14 protein-coding genes are annotated in these 17182 nt (G+C 61.5%); 9 read left to right on the plus strand and 5 right to left on the minus strand.

Annotated elements, in window-relative coordinates:
* Nucleotides 1–141: 141 nt before the first annotated feature.
* Together RBB32_RS11555 and RBB32_RS11560 are read right to left on the minus strand one after the other, a co-directional pair.
* Nucleotides 142–483 carry a RidA family protein gene (locus RBB32_RS11555; protein ID WP_306152860.1) on the minus strand — a complete coding sequence of 114 codons (342 nt, stop codon included), beginning with the start codon at nt 481–483 and terminating at the stop codon, nt 142–144.
* Between the two features lie 4 nt (nt 484–487).
* Nucleotides 488–676 (minus strand): hypothetical protein, encoded by a 189-nt coding sequence (locus RBB32_RS11560; protein ID WP_306152861.1) that lies wholly within the window; start codon nt 674–676, stop codon nt 488–490.
* Between the two features lie 90 nt (nt 677–766).
* Between RBB32_RS11560 and RBB32_RS11565 the strand changes: the two genes are divergently transcribed.
* Nucleotides 767–1924, plus strand: coding sequence for an iron-containing alcohol dehydrogenase (locus RBB32_RS11565; protein ID WP_306152862.1), 1158 nt, complete (start codon nt 767–769; stop codon nt 1922–1924).
* A 121-nt stretch (nt 1925–2045) separates the two neighbouring features.
* On the opposite strand, the gene RBB32_RS11570 is transcribed toward RBB32_RS11565, so the two are convergent.
* Entirely contained in the window at nt 2046–3212 is a 1167-nt protein-coding gene (locus RBB32_RS11570; RefSeq protein ID WP_306152863.1) for an MFS transporter, read from the minus strand.
* Nucleotides 3213–3297: 85 nt separating this feature from the next.
* Here RBB32_RS11570 and RBB32_RS11575 point away from each other — a divergent pair, with 85 nt between their 5' ends.
* Complete coding sequence (locus tag RBB32_RS11575; protein ID WP_306152864.1) at nt 3298–4632, plus strand: PLP-dependent aminotransferase family protein; 1335 nt, start codon at nt 3298–3300, stop codon at nt 4630–4632.
* Between the two features lie 327 nt (nt 4633–4959).
* On the opposite strand, the gene RBB32_RS11580 is transcribed toward RBB32_RS11575, so the two are convergent.
* Nucleotides 4960–5841, minus strand: a complete 882-nt coding sequence (locus RBB32_RS11580; RefSeq protein ID WP_306152865.1) for a LysR family transcriptional regulator — start codon at nt 5839–5841, stop codon at nt 4960–4962.
* 125 nt (nt 5842–5966) lie between these two features.
* Between RBB32_RS11580 and RBB32_RS11585 the strand changes: the two genes are divergently transcribed.
* Nucleotides 5967–6986 (plus strand): D-cysteine desulfhydrase, encoded by a 1020-nt coding sequence (locus tag RBB32_RS11585; RefSeq protein ID WP_306152866.1) that lies wholly within the window; start codon nt 5967–5969, stop codon nt 6984–6986.
* Nucleotides 6987–7276: 290 nt separating this feature from the next.
* Here the strand turns inward: RBB32_RS11585 and RBB32_RS11590 are convergent, their stop codons facing one another.
* Entirely contained in the window at nt 7277–8521 is a 1245-nt protein-coding gene (locus RBB32_RS11590) for a lytic murein transglycosylase (protein WP_306152867.1), read from the minus strand.
* Between the two features lie 370 nt (nt 8522–8891).
* On the opposite strand from RBB32_RS11590, the gene dctP reads away from it, so the two are divergent.
* The 6 genes from dctP to RBB32_RS11620 all read left to right on the plus strand — a co-directional run bounded on the left by dctP (nt 8892) and on the right by RBB32_RS11620 (nt 17149).
* Complete coding sequence (gene dctP, locus RBB32_RS11595; protein ID WP_306152868.1) at nt 8892–9992, plus strand: TRAP transporter substrate-binding protein DctP; 1101 nt, start codon at nt 8892–8894, stop codon at nt 9990–9992.
* A gap of 190 nt (nt 9993–10182) precedes the next feature.
* Complete coding sequence (locus RBB32_RS11600) at nt 10183–11403, plus strand: TRAP transporter small permease subunit (protein WP_306152869.1); 1221 nt, start codon at nt 10183–10185, stop codon at nt 11401–11403.
* Between the two features lie 4 nt (nt 11404–11407).
* On the plus strand, nt 11408–12766 hold the full coding sequence (locus RBB32_RS11605; RefSeq protein ID WP_306152870.1) for a TRAP transporter large permease subunit: 1359 nt from the start codon (nt 11408–11410) through the stop codon (nt 12764–12766).
* A gap of 27 nt (nt 12767–12793) precedes the next feature.
* A complete protein-coding gene (locus RBB32_RS11610; RefSeq protein WP_306152871.1) occupies nt 12794–14110 on the plus strand; it encodes an FAD-binding oxidoreductase in 1317 nt (438 codons plus the stop codon).
* A gap of 138 nt (nt 14111–14248) precedes the next feature.
* The gene (locus RBB32_RS11615; RefSeq protein WP_306152872.1) at nt 14249–15694 is read left to right on the plus strand and encodes an aldehyde dehydrogenase family protein; all 1446 of its coding nucleotides are present in this window, start codon (nt 14249–14251) and stop codon (nt 15692–15694) included.
* Between the two features lie 330 nt (nt 15695–16024).
* The gene (locus tag RBB32_RS11620; RefSeq protein ID WP_306152873.1) at nt 16025–17149 is read left to right on the plus strand and encodes a porin; all 1125 of its coding nucleotides are present in this window, start codon (nt 16025–16027) and stop codon (nt 17147–17149) included.
* Nucleotides 17150–17182: the final 33 nt, after the last annotated feature.

Below are 17182 nucleotides of genomic sequence, written 5' to 3' on the forward strand. Positions count from 1 at the left end.
CGCAGAGGCGTCATGCCCTAGCCCCGCACCCGGCCTGACCCTGCGGATATGGGTATTTGAACCAAGAAAAAGCGAGTGTGGTTTTTTCTTGGTAAAAATACCCGAATCCGACGGAGGCCGCTTGATGCCGGGCGTTGGAAATCAATCGCAGGCGGCGGTGACGATCACTTCGACCTTGAGCACATCGCGGGCCAGTTTCGCCTCGCCGCAGGCGCGGGCGGGGGCGTGGCCTTCGGGGATCCATGCATCCCAGACCTCGTTCATCTCGGCAAAGTATTTCATGTCGGAAATCCAGACGATGGCCTGCAGGATACGCTCGCGCGAGGAGCCGACCTTTTCCAGTAGGGCATCGACGCGCGACAGGCAATCGCGGGTCTGTTCTGCGGCGGTCTCACCGTCGCCCACTTGGCCACAGAGATAGGCCACGCCGTTGTGCTTGACGATCTTGCTCATCCGGGTGGCGGTGTCGATTCGTTCGATCATGGTATTATCCTTTGTTTATCGATTGTTCTGCGGCGTTCTGCGCGGTGCTGTCCATCGCGGCCAGCTCGCCAAGGGTGACGGGTTTCAGGGGGGCGGATGCGGTATAGCCGGTCTCGTCCATGTCTTGCCCGTTGGCCGTGGCCAGTAGCGCCAAAACAGTCAGCCCGCAATAGCGCCCTTGGCAGGGGCCCATGCCCGCGCATGCCACGGCCTCGCGCATATCCCAAGCGTTTTGCGCCCATCTGGTTGAACAGGTGGGGCAGTTGCGCAATGAGGTGTTGAAATGGCAATCGGAGTAGGCGCGATGTTCAGTTTTCAGACCGCGGGGGAAATCCGTTTCGGTCGCGGTGTGGCCGCAGAGGCGATCCCGCGGGCCTTGGGCTTTGGCGCACGGGTGTTGTTGGTGCACGGGGCCACGGTGGCGCGGGCCGGGTGGTTGTCCGAGGCCTTGCAGGCGGCGGGCGCCGAGGTGGCCGGGTTTGCCTGTGGGCGAGAGCCGGACGTGGCGCTGATCGAGGCCGGGGTTAAGGCCGCGCGGGACCATGGCGCGCAGGTCGTCGTCAGCCTTGGTGGCGGGGCAGTGATCGACGCGGGCAAGGCGATTGCCGGTTTAGTGCCCGCCACGCGGCCCATGCTGGACCATCTGGAGGTGGTCGGGCAGGGATTGCCGTTGGAGGCCGATCCCTTGCCCTTCATCGCGTTGCCCAGCACCGCAGGCACAGGCGCGGAGGTGACCAAGAACGCGGTCATCGGCGTGCCGGAGGCGGGGCGCAAGGTTTCGCTGCGCAATGCGCGGATGCTGCCCGATCTGGCCTTGGTGGACCCGGGGCTGACCGATGGGCTGCCCAGGTCGGTGACGCTGGCCAGTGGCTTGGATGCCGTAACGCAGGTGATCGAGCCTTATGTCAGTTCCAAGGCCAACCGGATGACGGATGCCCTTTGCCGCGCGGCGATTGCGCCGGGGCTGCGCGCCTTGCGGCGCTTGCTGGACGAGGGCGAGGACAAAGCGGCGCGCGATGATCTGGCATGGTGCAGCCTGTCGGGCGGTCTGGCGCTGGCCAATGCCGGATTAGGCGCGGTGCATGGGCTGGCAGGGCCGATTGGCGGGGTCTCGCCCGCGCCGCATGGGGCGGTCTGCGGGCGGCTTTTGCCCTTTGTCCTGGAGGAAAACGCACAGCGGGCCGAGGGGGAGACGGCGGCGCGCTTGGGCGAAGTGCGCGGCTGGATTGCCGAGGCCTTGGGCGGTGAACCGGACGAGGCCCCCGCGACGCTGGAGGCATGGGCGCGGGCGGCTGGCCTGCCGGGCTTGCAGGCGATGGGATTGGAGCCCGCGCAATTCGAAGGCGTGGCCGAGGCGGCGGTTGGATCGTCCTCGATGAAGGGCAATCCGGTGGCTTTGGATGTGGCCTGTTTGCAGGGGATTTTGCAACGCGCGGGGTAGTGTTCTGAACGTCATGCCAAGGCGTGAAGGGGCAGGCAAAAGCAGATGCTCGCACTGCGCTTGTTGAGTGGCCGAGATGGGAACGGAGCGCCATTTCACTGCAGCAGTACGAATGGCTGTTTTATCCGGCATGTGGGGTGGATAGCCGGGGCTCCGTGAGCTTTTTCCAGATCACAACGATCAACGCTGTCACTGAGCTTTGCACAACTGCAAAGACGATCATTGCGCCCAGAAGGCCAAGTCTGTCTGCCAAGATGCCGCTGGCGATGACCGGCAGCGAAAACCCGAAATAGGCATAGACGAACAGACCTGCCGTTGCACGCGCACGGTCATCCGGGCCGCGCAATGAGACTTCGGCGAGTGAGGCGAGGTAGGTGAACCCATAGCTGGCGGCACTCGTGATGCAGGTTCCCAAAAGAACGAGGGGCAAAAGCTTCAGCCATACCCCGGCCAGCAGGACTATGAACCCCAGAGGAATCAAGACAAAGCCAAGCGTCAAAGCCTGATTGTTGGTCATACGGCGCGCAATCGGCTGACATAGAAAACCCACGAAGATCGCGAGAAAAATAACCAATCCGGTCCAACCGCCAAAGTCATTCTCGGCCAATTCCAGCGGTACAACAGCAATGGTCATGCCGGTGGTGGACCACGCCAAAGCCATTGCCGCGCCGAACACCCATGTACCTGCTGGAAATACGGGGAGGCGCAACAGTGAAACAGCACGGGGTGTATCCACGCGCGGTAGAGCCAGGGTGATCATCGCAAGGACGGGAGCAATGACAAACAGGATGATGTAACTGGCAGGTAGCAATGTCTGTCCTTGGACGCCAAGGCTTACCCCTGTCGCTAATGCTCCGCCGCCGAAGCCGAGAGATGTGGCTGAGGTCACGATCAATGCAGCTGTTTTTGCCCGATCCACGCCAAGTATTTCGGTCATGTAGGCGGTTCCGGCGGTCGTCGCGAGCCCAGTCCCGACCCCGAGCATGAATCTGGCGATCACGAGGCTGGTCCAACTCGGCATTTGCACGAGGAGTGCCGTGGCTGCGGCTCCGAGAACCAAGGCAAGGGCAATGGGAACCCGTCTGCCGATCCGGTCGGACAACCCACCCAGCAGCAACAAGGTTGGCATCAGCCCAGCAACATAGGCCGCGAAAGCAATGGTCACGGCCGTCGTTCCAACACCGCTTTTTGCTGCATAGACATCATACAGCGGGGCTTGAAGGTTCACGGCGAAGGTGACTGTGAACAGGCCAATCGCGAGTAACGAAACGGGGATCAGTTTGGGCATTGGCGGACCTCGATGGTTGACATGGATCCGCAATGTCATGATGATTTGTGTATGACAATTTTTATATTGTACTAGGTACAGTTCATTGAAGCAGAAACCCCGATACCTGCGTCTTGCGGACACTCTGTCCATCGCGATCCGCGAGGGAACGTTAGCACCGGGAACAAAGTTGCCGACACATCGTGCATTTGCCGAGAAATGCAACGTGGCTCTGGCGACGGCAACGCGAGTTTACAAGGAGCTTGAGCGGCGCGCGGAGGTGGTCGGGGAGGCAGGACGTGGCACATTCGTGCGTGATCTTGGCCTGCCGCCGACACTTGGTGTTCATCAGACCGACACTGAAGGCTTAATCGACCTTGTGTTCAATATGCCCGGTGACGCGGGTGACGCTGAAATACTCCGGGCCGGGCTGCGGCGGCTTTCATCTGCTGGCGATCTCGAAGCAATGTTGCGCTACCAGCCACATGGTGGGCGGGCGCACGAACGCCGGATCATAGCCGAAAGCCTCAAACCTGCCCTTGGTTCGGTCTCGCCGGAAAATCTACTGATTACCTCTGGCGGTCAGCATGGCCTCGCAACCATCTCCTTCGGTTTGTTCCAGAGAGGCGAGGCAATTGCCACCGATTATTTGACTTACCCTGGCTTTAAGTCGGTTGCGGCGCTGCAAGGATTGGATCTCGTTCCGGTGGAGGGAACGGAAGGTATCATGGACCCGGATGCGCTGGAAAGACATTGCCGCGTGCGCAAGCTACGGGCGGTTTATCTTATGCCAACTGTGCACAATCCGCTGGGATCGGTCATGGATTTGGCCACGCGGCTGCGAATTGCCGAAGTCGCACAAGCACACGATCTTCTCATCATCGAGGACGGGGCTTACGCGTTTCTGGAAAGTGATCCGCCGCCGAGCTTCACGGCTCTCGCGCCAGAACAAACAATCCATGTTGGAGGGTTTTCCAAGAGCCTCGCGACAGGGCTGCGCCTTGGCTACCTCGTGTCTCCGTCGCGGTGCATTCCCAGCCTTCTTGAGGCAATCAGGGCAACGACTTGGAATGCCCCGGCATTGATTTCTGGACTTGTCACGAATTGGATTGAAGACGGAACATTGGCTAGATTCGAAAACGACCGTAAACGAGACGGCGCAGAGCGTCAGAACATCTGCCGAATGTCCTTGCCCAATATGTCACACAGCTCCCACCACAATGCCGGTTTTTCTTGGATCTGGCTTGGAAGCAGAATGCGCGCCGAACCGATTGTCGCTGCATTGAAAGAGCGAGGAGTTTCGACATCCAGTGCAGAGCCCTTCGCGACGACAACCGTTATCCCACAGGCATTGCGTCTCGCTTTTGGTGGTATTCCGAAGGCTGACTTACAGAGGGTTCTTGAAACGGTTCGTCTCACGGTGGAAGAAACAGCACAATAAAGTCGCTTCACCCGTTCGCACGACAAAGCCGACGTTCGTACGGAGCGCAGCATCAAGTAAAATGGACCCAACCCGTTATTCGCTGCACGCCAGACGAAAGGCCGCTGTCCGGAAGCGTGCAAGACTTTGCAAATTCCGATCCCTGCGCACAACGGTGGTTTGGAGCTTTATTGGAAAGGGGATGACCGCGCGACCTGTATCAGGTGCCGAGCGTTAAAGCGTTCCGCCTTTAACCTGAGGCATCAGCGAAAGGCGGAACGCGTGCAACGATTGAGCGGAGCACTGCGTTTCGCGAAAATCTGTTGCTCAGGTTTTTCGCGAAACGCTTTAGGCCCCGTCCTGAACAAGGATATCCCAAGCCTCAAGCGCGCTGTCCCTCGCGCTTTCGCGCAGGCGTAAAAGCCGGGTTTCGAGGGTGATCTGCAGCTCTGTGCCGAATGGGTCCAGCAGGGTGCCGGCCTCAAGATCTTGTGCCACCAGAGAGCCGGGAAGCCAGGCCACACCGATGCCATCCAGCGCATAGTGATAGGCCGCCAGCGTCAGGGCGGTTTCGGCCTTGCGATGTAGGTGGGTGCCGGTGGGCAGGCGAGGCCAGACGTGCGACTCCATCACTTGGCCCAGAAAAACCTCGCGCGGGTAGGTGATGACGGGCAGGGGGCCCTCGTGCAGGGTTTGCGCAACCGCGGGGATGCAGACCGGCCGCAGGGTTTCCTGCCCCAGGCTGTGGTCATGGAAGGCCGGGGTCGGCGCGGCATCGGTTCCGGCCAGATCGTAGCTGACCACCAGGTCGACCTCGCCCGAGAGCAGCATCAACAGGCATTCGTCGCGGTTGCCCGAACGCACCCGGACCGAGGCGCCGGTTGCCTCGGTCAGGTGGCGCACGAGCGCGGGTGAAACCGTGGTCGTGATCGCGTGCTGACAGGCCAGCGAGATCGCCCGATCCTGCCCTAGGGCCGCGCCCCGCAGGCTATCGCCAAGCGCGCGCAGGTCCGAGGCGAGGCGGCGCATCTGGGCCTCCTGTTCACGGATCGCGGGTAGCAGGGTGACGGGTTTGTGGCTGCGGTCGAAAAGCGGAGCGCCGAGGCTGTCTTCGATGGCGCGGATGCGGCGGGTGAAGGCCGATTGCGTGAGGTTGCGCCGCTCGGCCGCGCGCACGAAAGAGCCGGTATCGAGCACGGCGAGGATATCTTCGAGCCAATCGAGTCGCATGGGGACGGTATGTGCTGTCGGGCCATAAAGTGCAAGTTTTGCATTTTGGATTGCGTCATTCGCATTTGGAATAGCTGATTACAGGGTGTATCAGTCGAATTAATCAATATGAGAGGATACCCGTCATGCATCTTGCCCGCTTCCCCCGCCATTTCCTTGCCCATCTTCCGACGCCCCTGGAACGTCTGGACCGCCTGAGCGCGGAACTGGGTGGGCCTGAAATCTGGATCAAGCGTGACGATTGCACCGGCCTCAGCACCGGTGGCAACAAGACCCGCAAGCTGGAATTCCTGATGGCCGAGGCCGAGGCGCAGGGCGCTGACATGGTCATGACCCAAGGGGCCACGCAATCGAACCACGCGCGGCAAACGGCTGCCTTCGCCGCCAAACTGGGCATGAAATGTCACATCCTGCTGGAAGACCGGACAGGTTCGAACGACCCCAACTATAACTATAACGGCAACGTGTTGCTGGACCATCTGCACGGGGCCACCACCGAGAAACGCCCCGGCGGCGGCGACATGAACGCCGAGATGGAAGCGGTGGCCGACAAGCTGCGCGCCGATGGCAAGAAGGTTTACACCATTCCCGGTGGCGGCTCGAACGCCACCGGCGCGCTGGGCTATGTGAACTGTGCCTTTGAATTGCTGAACCAGGTGAACAGCACGGGTTTGAAGATCGACCATCTGGTGCATGCCACCGGCAGCGCGGGCACGCAGGCGGGCCTGATCACTGGCCTTCAGGCGATGAACGCGCAGATTCCGCTTCTGGGGATCGGGGTGCGTGCGCCCAAGCCCAAGCAGGAAGAGAACGTCTATAACCTTGCCTGCGCTACCGCCGAGAAGCTGGGCTGTGCCGGGGTGGTCAAGCGCGAGGATGTGGTGGCCAACACCGATTATGTCGGTGAGGGTTATGGCATCCCGACCGAAAGCGGCCTGGAAGCGATCCGCATGTTTGCCGAGCTGGAGTCGATCCTGCTGGACCCGGTCTATTCGGCCAAGGGCGCGGCGGGCCTGATTGACCTGATCCGCAAGGGCCATTTCAAGAAGGGTGAGCGGGTGGTCTTCCTGCACACCGGCGGGGCTGCGGCGTTGTTTGGTTACGACGCGGCCTTCGATTTCAAGGACCGTTGGGTCGAAGCCTGAGCATTTCCCATGGGATGAAGTAAGCGGCCCGCCTCTGTGGCGGGCCGTTTTGTGTTTGGCGGGCAAGGCGTTTCGAAACGCCTTGGGCAAGCGATTTCGAAATCGCTTGTTCGCTCTGGCTTTCTGGATTTGGTGGCGGCGCGGAATCGAGGCCCGCCGCGCCAAGGACGACGCGCCTTGGCAACTGCCGAGCGCCGCTTAAGGCCCTGCGGACACGGCAGCCATAAAGTGCATCCGCCCCAAAGGGTCAATCGCCCCCGCGCGCGTCGTCAATGGCGCGGCTTTCTCCTTTACCGCGCCAGTGCCGCTTTCATCCCCGGTTCGGGAAAGCAGGTGGCGCGCTGGCCGCGCGCCTCCTGCCAGCGGCCGATGGAGCGGCGGGTTTTGAAGCCGGGCAAACCATCGGCGCCGCCCACGTCATGGCCCATACCCTCTAGCCCACGCTGCATGGCGGCGATATCCGAGCGGTACATGCGGTCCACATTGCCCCAGCGCCCCTCGAAATCGCCCATGCCATAGGCGATCCGGTCGCCCACGTGACCGACGAAAAGCGCGTAAAGGTCGCTCATGTTGTAATCTTTCAGGACATAGAAATTGGGGGTCACGATGAAGGCGGGGCCGTTTCGGCCTGCGGGCATCAGAAGGAAGCCTTGGCCGCGTTGTTCATGGGCCGGGAAGGCCTTGCCGTTCACCCGCGTGATGCCCATGGCGGCCCAACGGTTGATCGTGCGGCCCTGATCTGGGCCTTCCAATGTGCAGGAGACCGAGGCCGGAACCCGCACCTCGAACCCCCAGTCGCGCCCTTTGACCCAGCCGTGGCGCGCAAGGTAGTTGCCGATGGAGGCCAGCGTATCCACCTCGGAGCGCCATATGTCGGCGCGCCCGTCGCCATTGCCGTCGGCGGCGTATTTCAGGAAGGACGAGGGCATGAATTGCGGCTGTCCCAATGCGCCCGCCCAACTGCTTTTCATTGCCCCGCTGGGGGCGTGGCCCGCTTGGGCGATTTGCAGGGCGGCGATGAGTTCATCGGTGAAATACTCGGCGCGGGTGCTCATGAACCCCTTGGTGCCCAGAACCTCGAAGACGTTATGCGGAATGGCAACGCGGCCATAGCTGCTTTCTCGGCCCCAGATGGCAAGGATGATATGCCCCGGAACGCCCGTGGCGCGTTCCACGCGGGCCAAGGTTTGCGCGTATTGGCGGGCCAGCTTGCGGCCCGTCGCTGTGGCCCCGTTGACCGAGCCGCGATTGAAATACTTGTCGGGCGCGCCGAATTCGGCCTGCCTTTGACGTTTGGGGGTTTGGGCGCGGCTGCCGGGCGGGACCAGATCGGGCAAATCCCAATTCAGGCGGATGCCATCGAAGGCGGCGTTGAAGGTGGCGCGGCTGACGCCCTTGGCCTTCGCCCGTGGCCAAAGGGTTTGCGACAGCCAGTTCTGGAATTGCGCCTCGACTTGTGCACGGTTCTGGGCGGTGGCGGGCAGGGGGGTGAGCGGGCCCATGGCAAGGCCTAGTAGAAGAATGAGAAGACGCATATTGGCCCTTTGGGGGAAGCTGTAAGATGTGATCCGGCAAAACCGAGATCAGCATATGGACGCAGGCCCGGCAAGCCTTGTGACAGGTTGCGTCGGACAAAGGCCGAATCGCGCCGGGCGGCGATTCGGCCGTGTCTGTTTCGCGACTTGGGCCTTCGATGAGTCAAAGAATCTGAAAATCCTGCCAAAGGGTTGAAAAAGCATAAGATTTTTATCTGCCCGGCGTGCCGCCGATTGGATGGCGTGGCTAAATTGGAAAAATATCTTTACCAATTGCCGCCATCCCTTAGTATCCCGATTGCTGCATCTGTACTGGCCGGGAAGGAGGATCCGCCCAGTGCGACAAATGCATCACAAGGGAGGATAAGACATGACCAACAAACCAATTTCACGCCGCGTGGCCCTGAGCGGGCTTGCCACGGCGGGGGCCGCAGGGCTTGCGGCACCATCGCTTGCCACCGCGCAGGGGCAGACCACCACATGGAAAGTACAGACATCCTGGCCCGGCGGCACCGGCCTGCAGATCTTCAAGGATTGGGCCGGTTCGATCGTCGAAAAGACCGGCGGCGAACTGGCCTTCGAACCTTTCGGCGCGAATGATGTGGTGGGTGACTTCCAGCTTTTCGATGCGGTCAAGAACGGCGTTCTGGATGCCGTGAACCCGTTCACCATCTATGCGCAGGGGATCATCCCCGCCGCGATGTTCCTGACCAGCTACCCGATGGGCCTGCGCAACCCGCACGAGTTCGACACCTTCTATTACGGCCTTGGCGGCCTTGAGATGGCGCGCGAGCTTTATGCCCAGCAGAACATGCATTTCGTGGGGCCCATTCACCACGGGCCGAACATCATCCACTCGAAGGTGCCGATCCGGTCGGTCGATGACTTCGCGGGCCGCAAGATGCGCGCGCCCGGCGGCATGGTGGCGGAACTCTTCTCGGCCCTTGGGGCGAAAACCACGCTGCTGCCCGGTTCGGAAATCTTCCCGGCGCTGGAAAAGGGTACCATCGACGTGGCTGACTACGTGGGGCCGGCGGTGAACTACGCGCTGGGCTTCAGCCAGGTCACCGATTACATCTCGATGGGGCCTCCGGGGTTCATGTCGGTCTATCAGCCCGTGGACATCATGGACCTGACCGTCGGCATGGACAGCTGGAACGCGCTTTCCGACGAGATGAAGCAATTCGTCGAAATGGAGGTGCATACCTATTCCGACATGCACCACGCCGCGATCCAGAAGGCCGATCAGGAGGCATGGGCGAAGTTCGAGGCCGATGGCACCGAAGTTACCCGTCTTGGCCAGACCGACGTGGAAATCATGACCGAGGTCGCCGTGCCGATCTGGTTCAAATATGCCAACCGCGACAAGGGGGCGGCGCGTGTCTTCAAGACACAGCTTGATTACATGATGTCCGGCTCGCTGGGCTATGTGACGCCCGACATGGTTGAGGGGCAGACCCTCGACCTGTGATCAAGGTTGACCCGCAAGGATACGCTGCGCCCCCGCATTGCGCCGGGGGCGTGGCCTTCTTTTCCCGCTCGGAGCGTGTGTCGTTCATTCGCTGTTACGTCCCACGCTCAACCCAATTGATGTCGCATGTCCGAGAAGCGAAAAACCGGTTCCCAGTTTTTCGCGGCATGCTCTAGAACGGACGAATTCCATGCCCAGCATCAACTTCATCCTGCCGCATTGGCTGTATTGGGGGACGCTGCTTGTTTTTCCGCTGATCGCCATGGTGATGGCGCGGCGCAAGCAAACCGGCGGCTATTCCCTGCCCATCGGTTACATGATTCTGCTGACCGGGGGGCTTCTGGGCCTGCACCGGCTGTATCTGCGTAATCTTTGGGGCCTGATCTTTCTCCCCCTTTTCTTTGCAATTCTCTTTGCCAATGCGCAGGGCCGCGAGGCGCGCGAGTTGCAAAGCGAGGCGGCCAACGTCGTGAAAAGCGCCGAACGCGTGATCGAGCGGCTGGAACCCAAGGTGGCGGGCGCGGATGACAGGATTGCCCAGCTTGAGGCCGATCTGGCCGGGGCGGAAGAGGGCAGTTTCAGCCAGATCAGGGCAGAGAAAAACCTTGAAAAGGCGCGCGAGTCGAAGGTTGCGGATGCCGAGCGCCTTGAACGTATGCAGGCCGATCTTGCGCAGGCGCGCCCGGGCTTGGAAGAGGCCGCGGCAAGCCGGGCCTTCTGGTCGAATTTTGCCTTTTATACCTTTCTGCTGATCTGTGTGCTTGTGGCGGTCGACGCGGTGCTGTTGCCCGGTCTGGTCAAGCGCGCGCAGGCCCGGCTTGACGCCGAAGGCGACGGGGAAACCGCCGCCGAACATCGCCTTGAAGAGGTTGAACACGAAGCGGTCGAGGGCGACGAAGCGCATATCCGCAGCGGTTTGGCCGGGGCGATTGACCGGCTTGCGTTCTACGCCGGCGAATTCGTCAGCTATTGGATGGTGATCGCGGTCTTTGCCTATTACTACGAGGTCGTCGCCCGCTATGTCTTCAACTCGCCCACGATCTGGGTGCACGAGGGCATGTTCCTGATGTTCGGGATGCAATACCTTGTCGCCGGGGCCTATGCGGCGCTGACCGATGCGCATGTGAAGGTGGATGTCTTCTATGCCGAATGGTCGCCGATGCGCAAAGCGCTGGTCGATCTTTTTACCTCGATCTTCTTTTTCATCTTCGCCGGTACGCTTCTGGTGACGGGGTGGATTTTCGCCATGGATGCGACCGTGGTCGACGAGGTTTCATTCTCGGAATGGACCATCGCCTATTGGCCTTTCAAATGGGCCATTGTTCTGGGCGCGATCCTGCTGATCCTGCAAGGGATTGCCAAGCTGTTGCAGGATCTGGCCACCGTCGGCAAAGCAATGAAAGGGGCCTGACGCCATGGGTATCGAAATTGAAATCGGTTGGCTGACCGCCCTGATGTTCGGCAGCCTGATGGTGCTGCTGATGGCGGGGCTGCCGCTGGCCTTCGTCACCGGCGGTCTGGCCTGTGTGTTCCTGTTCATCCTTGGCGATGCGCAGACCCTGAACATCGTGCCAAGCCGTATTTTCCCGCTGATGACGAATTATCAGCTGTCAGCGATTCCGTTGTTCATCTTCCTTGCCGCCATGTTGGAAAGGGCGGGCATCATCAACGAGATGTTCGATGTGATCTACAAGTTGCTGGGCGGGGTGCGCGGCGGTCTGGCCTCGGCCACGATCATCGCCTCGACGATCCTTGCGGCGATGGTGGGCGTTATCGGCGCCGCCGTGGTGACCATGGGGATCATCGCGCTGCCCGCGATGCTGGAACGCCACTATGACCCCAAGATCGCCATGGGCTCGATCATGGCGGGGGGGACGCTGGGCATCCTGATCCCGCCGTCGATCCTTGCCATCATCTATGCGGTCGTGGCCGAGCAATCGGTGGGGGAGCTGTTCATCGGGGCGGTGCTGCCCGGGCTGCTGCTGTCGGGGATGTACATCCTTTATGTCAGCGCCATGTGCTATGCCGACCCCAAGAAGGGCCCGCCCATCCCGGTTGAAGAGCGAGTGAGTTCGGCCGAAAAGATGCGCCTTCTGGGCAATATGGCTGCGCCGCTTACCTTGATTGCCGTGGTGCTTGGGGTGATCTTTGCAGGCGTCGCAACCCCGGTCGAGGCCGCGGGGATCGGCACCTTCGGGGCCTTCATCGTCGCCGCCATTCACCGCAAGCTGACATGGGTCACCGTGCGCGAGGCCTGCCTTACGACCCTTAAGGCCAGTGCCATGGTGATCTGGATCATGTTCGGCGCGACCATCTTTGTCGGCCTTTACGTGCTGGAAGGCGGGCAAGAGTTCGTGGAAAGCACCATGACCGGCCTTGGCCTGGGGCCTTGGGGTATCCTGATCCTGATGCAGGTGATCCTTGTGGCGCTGGGCATGTTCCTTGATTGGGTGGGTATCCTTCTTCTGGCGGTGCCAATCTTCGTGCCGATCATCAAGGCCTTGGGCGCGCAGGCCTTCGGCCTTGGCTCGGAAGGGGATTTGGTGCTGTGGTTCGGGGTGCTTTACCTTGTGAACATGCAAATGAGCTTTCTCAGCCCGCCGTTCGGCTATGCGCTGTTCTACCTGCGGGGCGTGGCGCCCGCGCACATCCCGATGAGCGATATTTTCAAATCGGCCTTGCCGTTTCTCTTCTTGCAGATCGTGGGGCTTGTGATGTGTATGTTGTTCCCACAAATCATCACGTGGTTGCCACGGCTAGTCTACGGAGGATAGCCGGGCAGGAATACAAGGATACAGACCATGACAAGCTGGACGGGCGAAGCGGACCTTGGAACACCTTACTGGTGGAAGGCTGCCGCCCCCCAAGACCCCGGGCAGGACCTGCCCGGGGTTTGCGATTTTCTGGTGATCGGCGCGGGCTATTGCGGGTTATCGGCCGCCATCGCCGCGCATGATGGCGGGGCCAAGGTGGTTGTCGTGGATGCGGGCGTGCCGGGCGAAGGCGCCAGCAGCCGCAACGGCGGCATGGTGGGCGCGCACCCAAGGCTTGGCTGGGATGATCTGGCCACGAAATTCGGCCCTGCGGTGGCCGACGCCCTGTTTGCCGAGGCAAAACCGGCGCTGGAATGGGTGAAAACCCTGATCGAGGCCGAGGCGATTGATTGCGATTACCAGCAAACGGGCCGGGTGCAACTGGCCTGGACACCGAGCCATGCAGAGGCGCAAAAGCGACTGGCCGAGCAAGTGCGCGAAAAAAGCGAGGTGGAGGTTGCCCTTTTGGATCAAGAGGGGCTGCGCGGTGAGATCGAGACCGAGCGTTATCACGGCGCGCTTCTTTTCCCCGAACATGGCGCGCTGCATCCGGCGAAATATCACGCGGGTCTGATGCAGGCCGCCCTGCGCCGGGGTATCCCGGTGGTGGGGCATGCGGGCGTCAGTGGCTATGAGCGCGAGGGCACAGGGTTCGTCGTTGAAACCGCCAAGGGCCGGATCACCGCCGGGAAAGTGATGCTGGCCACCAATGGGTATACCCGCAAGCCGTTCAAATGGCATCTGGCGCGGGTCTTTCCGCTGCCCAGTTATATCATCGCGACCGAGGAACTGCCCTCGAACCTTTTGGGTCACATCGCACCGGGGCGGCGAATGATGGTCGAAACCCGCGCGCGGCACAGCTATTTCCGCCTGTCGCCCGATGGCAAGCGGGTGATCTTTGGCGGGCGCGCCTCGATGCGGGATTTGCCGCTGGACCGCGCGGCAGAGCGTTTGCAAGATACCATGTGCGAGGTCTGGCCCGAATTGCGCGATGTGAAGCTTTCCCACGCCTGGAAGGGCTATACCGGGTACAGTTTCACTCATATGCCGCATGTCGGTGAGGACAGGGGCCTGCATTACGCCATGGGCTTTTCCGGGTCGGGCACGGTGATGGCGCCCTATCTTGGGGCCAAGGCGGCATGGCAGGCCATGGGCGATGCGCGGGGGCAGACGGCCTATGCCGATACGCACCTAGCGCGGCATGTGTTGCATCCCTTCGAGTGGCCGCATTTCCTCAAGGCGGCGGATGTCTATTACCGCAACTGGGTGGACCGGATGGAAAACCGCGCGGCGCGACACGATTAGGCCGAGGCCGTAGAACGCATATTTTTTGTCGCATACAAGACAGTGATTGGTGCGTTCCGAACAGACGGCGGAGCCTGCGGCCTGCGACGTGGGCGCGGAACGGCCCGACGAGCGGGCCAAGTCAGGAAGGAATGCGCGATGAAAGATTATTGGCAGAATTATATCGACGGGGCTTGGGTTGATGGCGGCGCGGGCCGGGTGGATGTGGTCAACCCCGGCACGGGCGATGTTCTGGCGGCACAGGCCTTGGCGGATGAGGCCGATGTCGACCGCGCCGTGCAGGCCGCCAAGCGCGTGCATCAATCGGGGGCGCTGCGCGACATGCGCCCGCTTGAGCGGGGGCGCTTGGTGCAGGATATGGGCCGCTATATCCTGGACAATCTTGATGAGCTGGCCAAGGTCCTGACCGCCGAGCAGGGCAAGCCCCTGTGGGAGGCCGAGATCGAACTGCGCGGTGCGGCGCTTTATTTCGAATACTACGGCAATCAGGCGGCCACGGTCGAAGGTAAGTCGATCCCGCTGGGCGCGGGCTATTACGACTTTACCGATTGTGAACCCTTTGGCGTGTCGGCGCAGATCATCCCGTGGAATTACCCGGTGGAAATGACCGCGCGGTCGCTGTCGGCGGCCTTGGCCACCGGCAATACCTGCGTGATCAAGACCCCTGAGTTGACCCCGTTGAGCAATTACATCTTTGCCCATGCCGCCGAGGCCGTGGGCCTGCCCAAGGGGGCGCTGAATATCCTGTGTGGCTGGGGCCATCAGGCGGGCGCGGCATTGTCGGGGCATCCCGACGTCAACCAGATCGTTTTTACCGGCTCGGTGCCCACCGGCGTTGCTATTGCCACGGCAGCGGCGCGGAACGTGGTGCCTTGTGTTCTGGAACTGGGCGGGAAATCGGCGGCCATCGTGCATGACGACGCCGATTTGGAGGCCTTCGAGAATGACATCCGCTGGGGCATCTATTTCAACGCGGGGCAGGTGTGCAGCGCCATGAGCCGGGTCATCGTGCACGAATCGCGGCACGATGAGCTGGTCGAACGGGCGGTGAAGGTGGCCAAGTCGCTTTCGGTCGGGCCGGGGATGGAACGGACCGAGGCAGGCGCCAACATGGGCGCCATGGTCAGCGAAGGACAGCGCGACCGTGCAGCCGGCATGGTATCCGACGCCGAAGCGCAGGGGGCCACGGTGGCCACCGGCGGGCGCAAGATGAATATCCCCGGCGCCTTCCTTGAGCCCACGGTTCTGGCCAATGTCACCCCGGACATGACCATCGCGCAGGAAGAGGTTTTCGGCCCGGTCCTGTCGGTGCTGAAATTCCGCGACGATGCGGAGGCGATGGAGATCGCCAATGGCACGCAATACGGGCTTGTCGGCGGCGTCTTTACCGCCGATCTGGACCGTGCCACCCGCGCCGCGCGGCAGATGCGCGCCGGGCAGGTCTTCGTCAACGAATGGTTCGCGGGCGGGGTGGAAACCCCCTTTGGCGGTTACGGCAAGTCGGGCTACGGCCGCGAAAAGGGGCGTGAGGCGCTGTGGAATTACGTGCAGACCAAGAATGTCGCGATCAAAATGAAGGCATGAGGCCCGACAGAGAACCGGGGGCATTTTGCCCCCAAAGGGGGCGGGCGATTCTTTGTCCGCCCCCCATGTGTCTCGGGCCATGGTGCAAGAGGTGATCCGCGCCAGCCATCGGCGCGAATACGCCGAAAAAACGCGTGACACAGTGTTTTATAGGGTTTTGCGCCAATGGGCCAAAAAGGTGTGTGATTAATTCGTCACAACTTTTCCAACTCGCATCCGGGGGCAGGGGGTTTCGTTGACACCAAGGGCCTGTTTGCCCCATTTCATCCCCAAGCCGTATCCAGCCCTGGAGGCGGCGGAAACGAAACTCTGCTTTGATGGAGGGATACCTTGAAAAAGCATCTTCTCGCAACCAGCGCGATCGCCCTTGGCGCCGCAGCTGCACCCGCCGCGGCCCAGGACTGGAACCTGGACTGGGGTGGTTTCTACAACACCCACGTCACCTACTCGGACGTTGGCGGCACCGCCATTGCCGCGGGTGCTGACTTTGACGGCATCAACATTGCCGGCAACGGCGAAATCGTCTTCACCCCCTCGGTGACCCTGGACAACGGCCTGACCTTCGGTATCAACGTTCAGATCGAAGCGCAAAACCAGCGTTCGTACTCTGCAGCGTCGCCTGCCACCAACCAGAACTCGTCCTACATCGACGAATCCTACATCACCATCTCGGGTGACACGCTGGGTCGTATCGAAATCGGCGGCGAAAACTCCGCTGGTTACAAATCGATGGTCGGCGCACCTGAAGTTGGCTCCTTCGCCATTCAGTCGGCTTCGGTTTCGCTCGCTTCGCCGATCACCCACCCCTTCCGTCAAGCCGCCGGTTCGGCCTTCACCGAAGTTGCCGGTAACAACGACGTGCAGCGCATCAGCTACTACACCCCGTCGTTCAACGGCCTGACCGTTGGTGTGTCCTACGCACCCGACGCCTCGACCAACGCGTCGAACTCGGGCGGCACCAACTTTAACGGTGTTGCTCTGACCGACGTCTTCGACATCGGCGTGAACTACAGCCAGTCGTTCGGCACCGCCGACGTGTCGGTTGGCGCCCGTTACGGCACCGGCAACACCAACGCTGTTGGCGTTTCGGATCCCGAAACCTGGGGTCTCGGTCTGCAGGTTGGCTTCGGTGCCTTCACCGTTGGCGGCCACTATGCTGAGAACGACAACGGCGCAGCCGGTGGCGCAGGCGACCAAGAAGGCTGGGGCCTCGGCGCAACCTACGACGTCGCTGGTCCTTGGTCGGTTGGCCTGACCGGCTTCAACGGCACCACCGAAATGGGCGCCAACGACATGGAATACAACGCCTACAAACTGGCTGGCTCGCGTGAGCTGGGCACCGGTGTTAGCTGGGACGTTTATGCCATCTACGCCGAAAACGAAAACGTTGCTGGTGCGGCCGGTAATGACCGTGACGCAACCATCCTCGGCACCTCGATCAACCTGAGCTTCTAAGTTTAGGCTGATTGCTGAAACGGCGAGGGGGGG

The organism is Roseovarius sp. MMSF_3281 (assembly GCF_030733685.1).
Classification (GTDB): Bacteria; Pseudomonadota; Alphaproteobacteria; order Rhodobacterales; family Rhodobacteraceae; genus Roseovarius.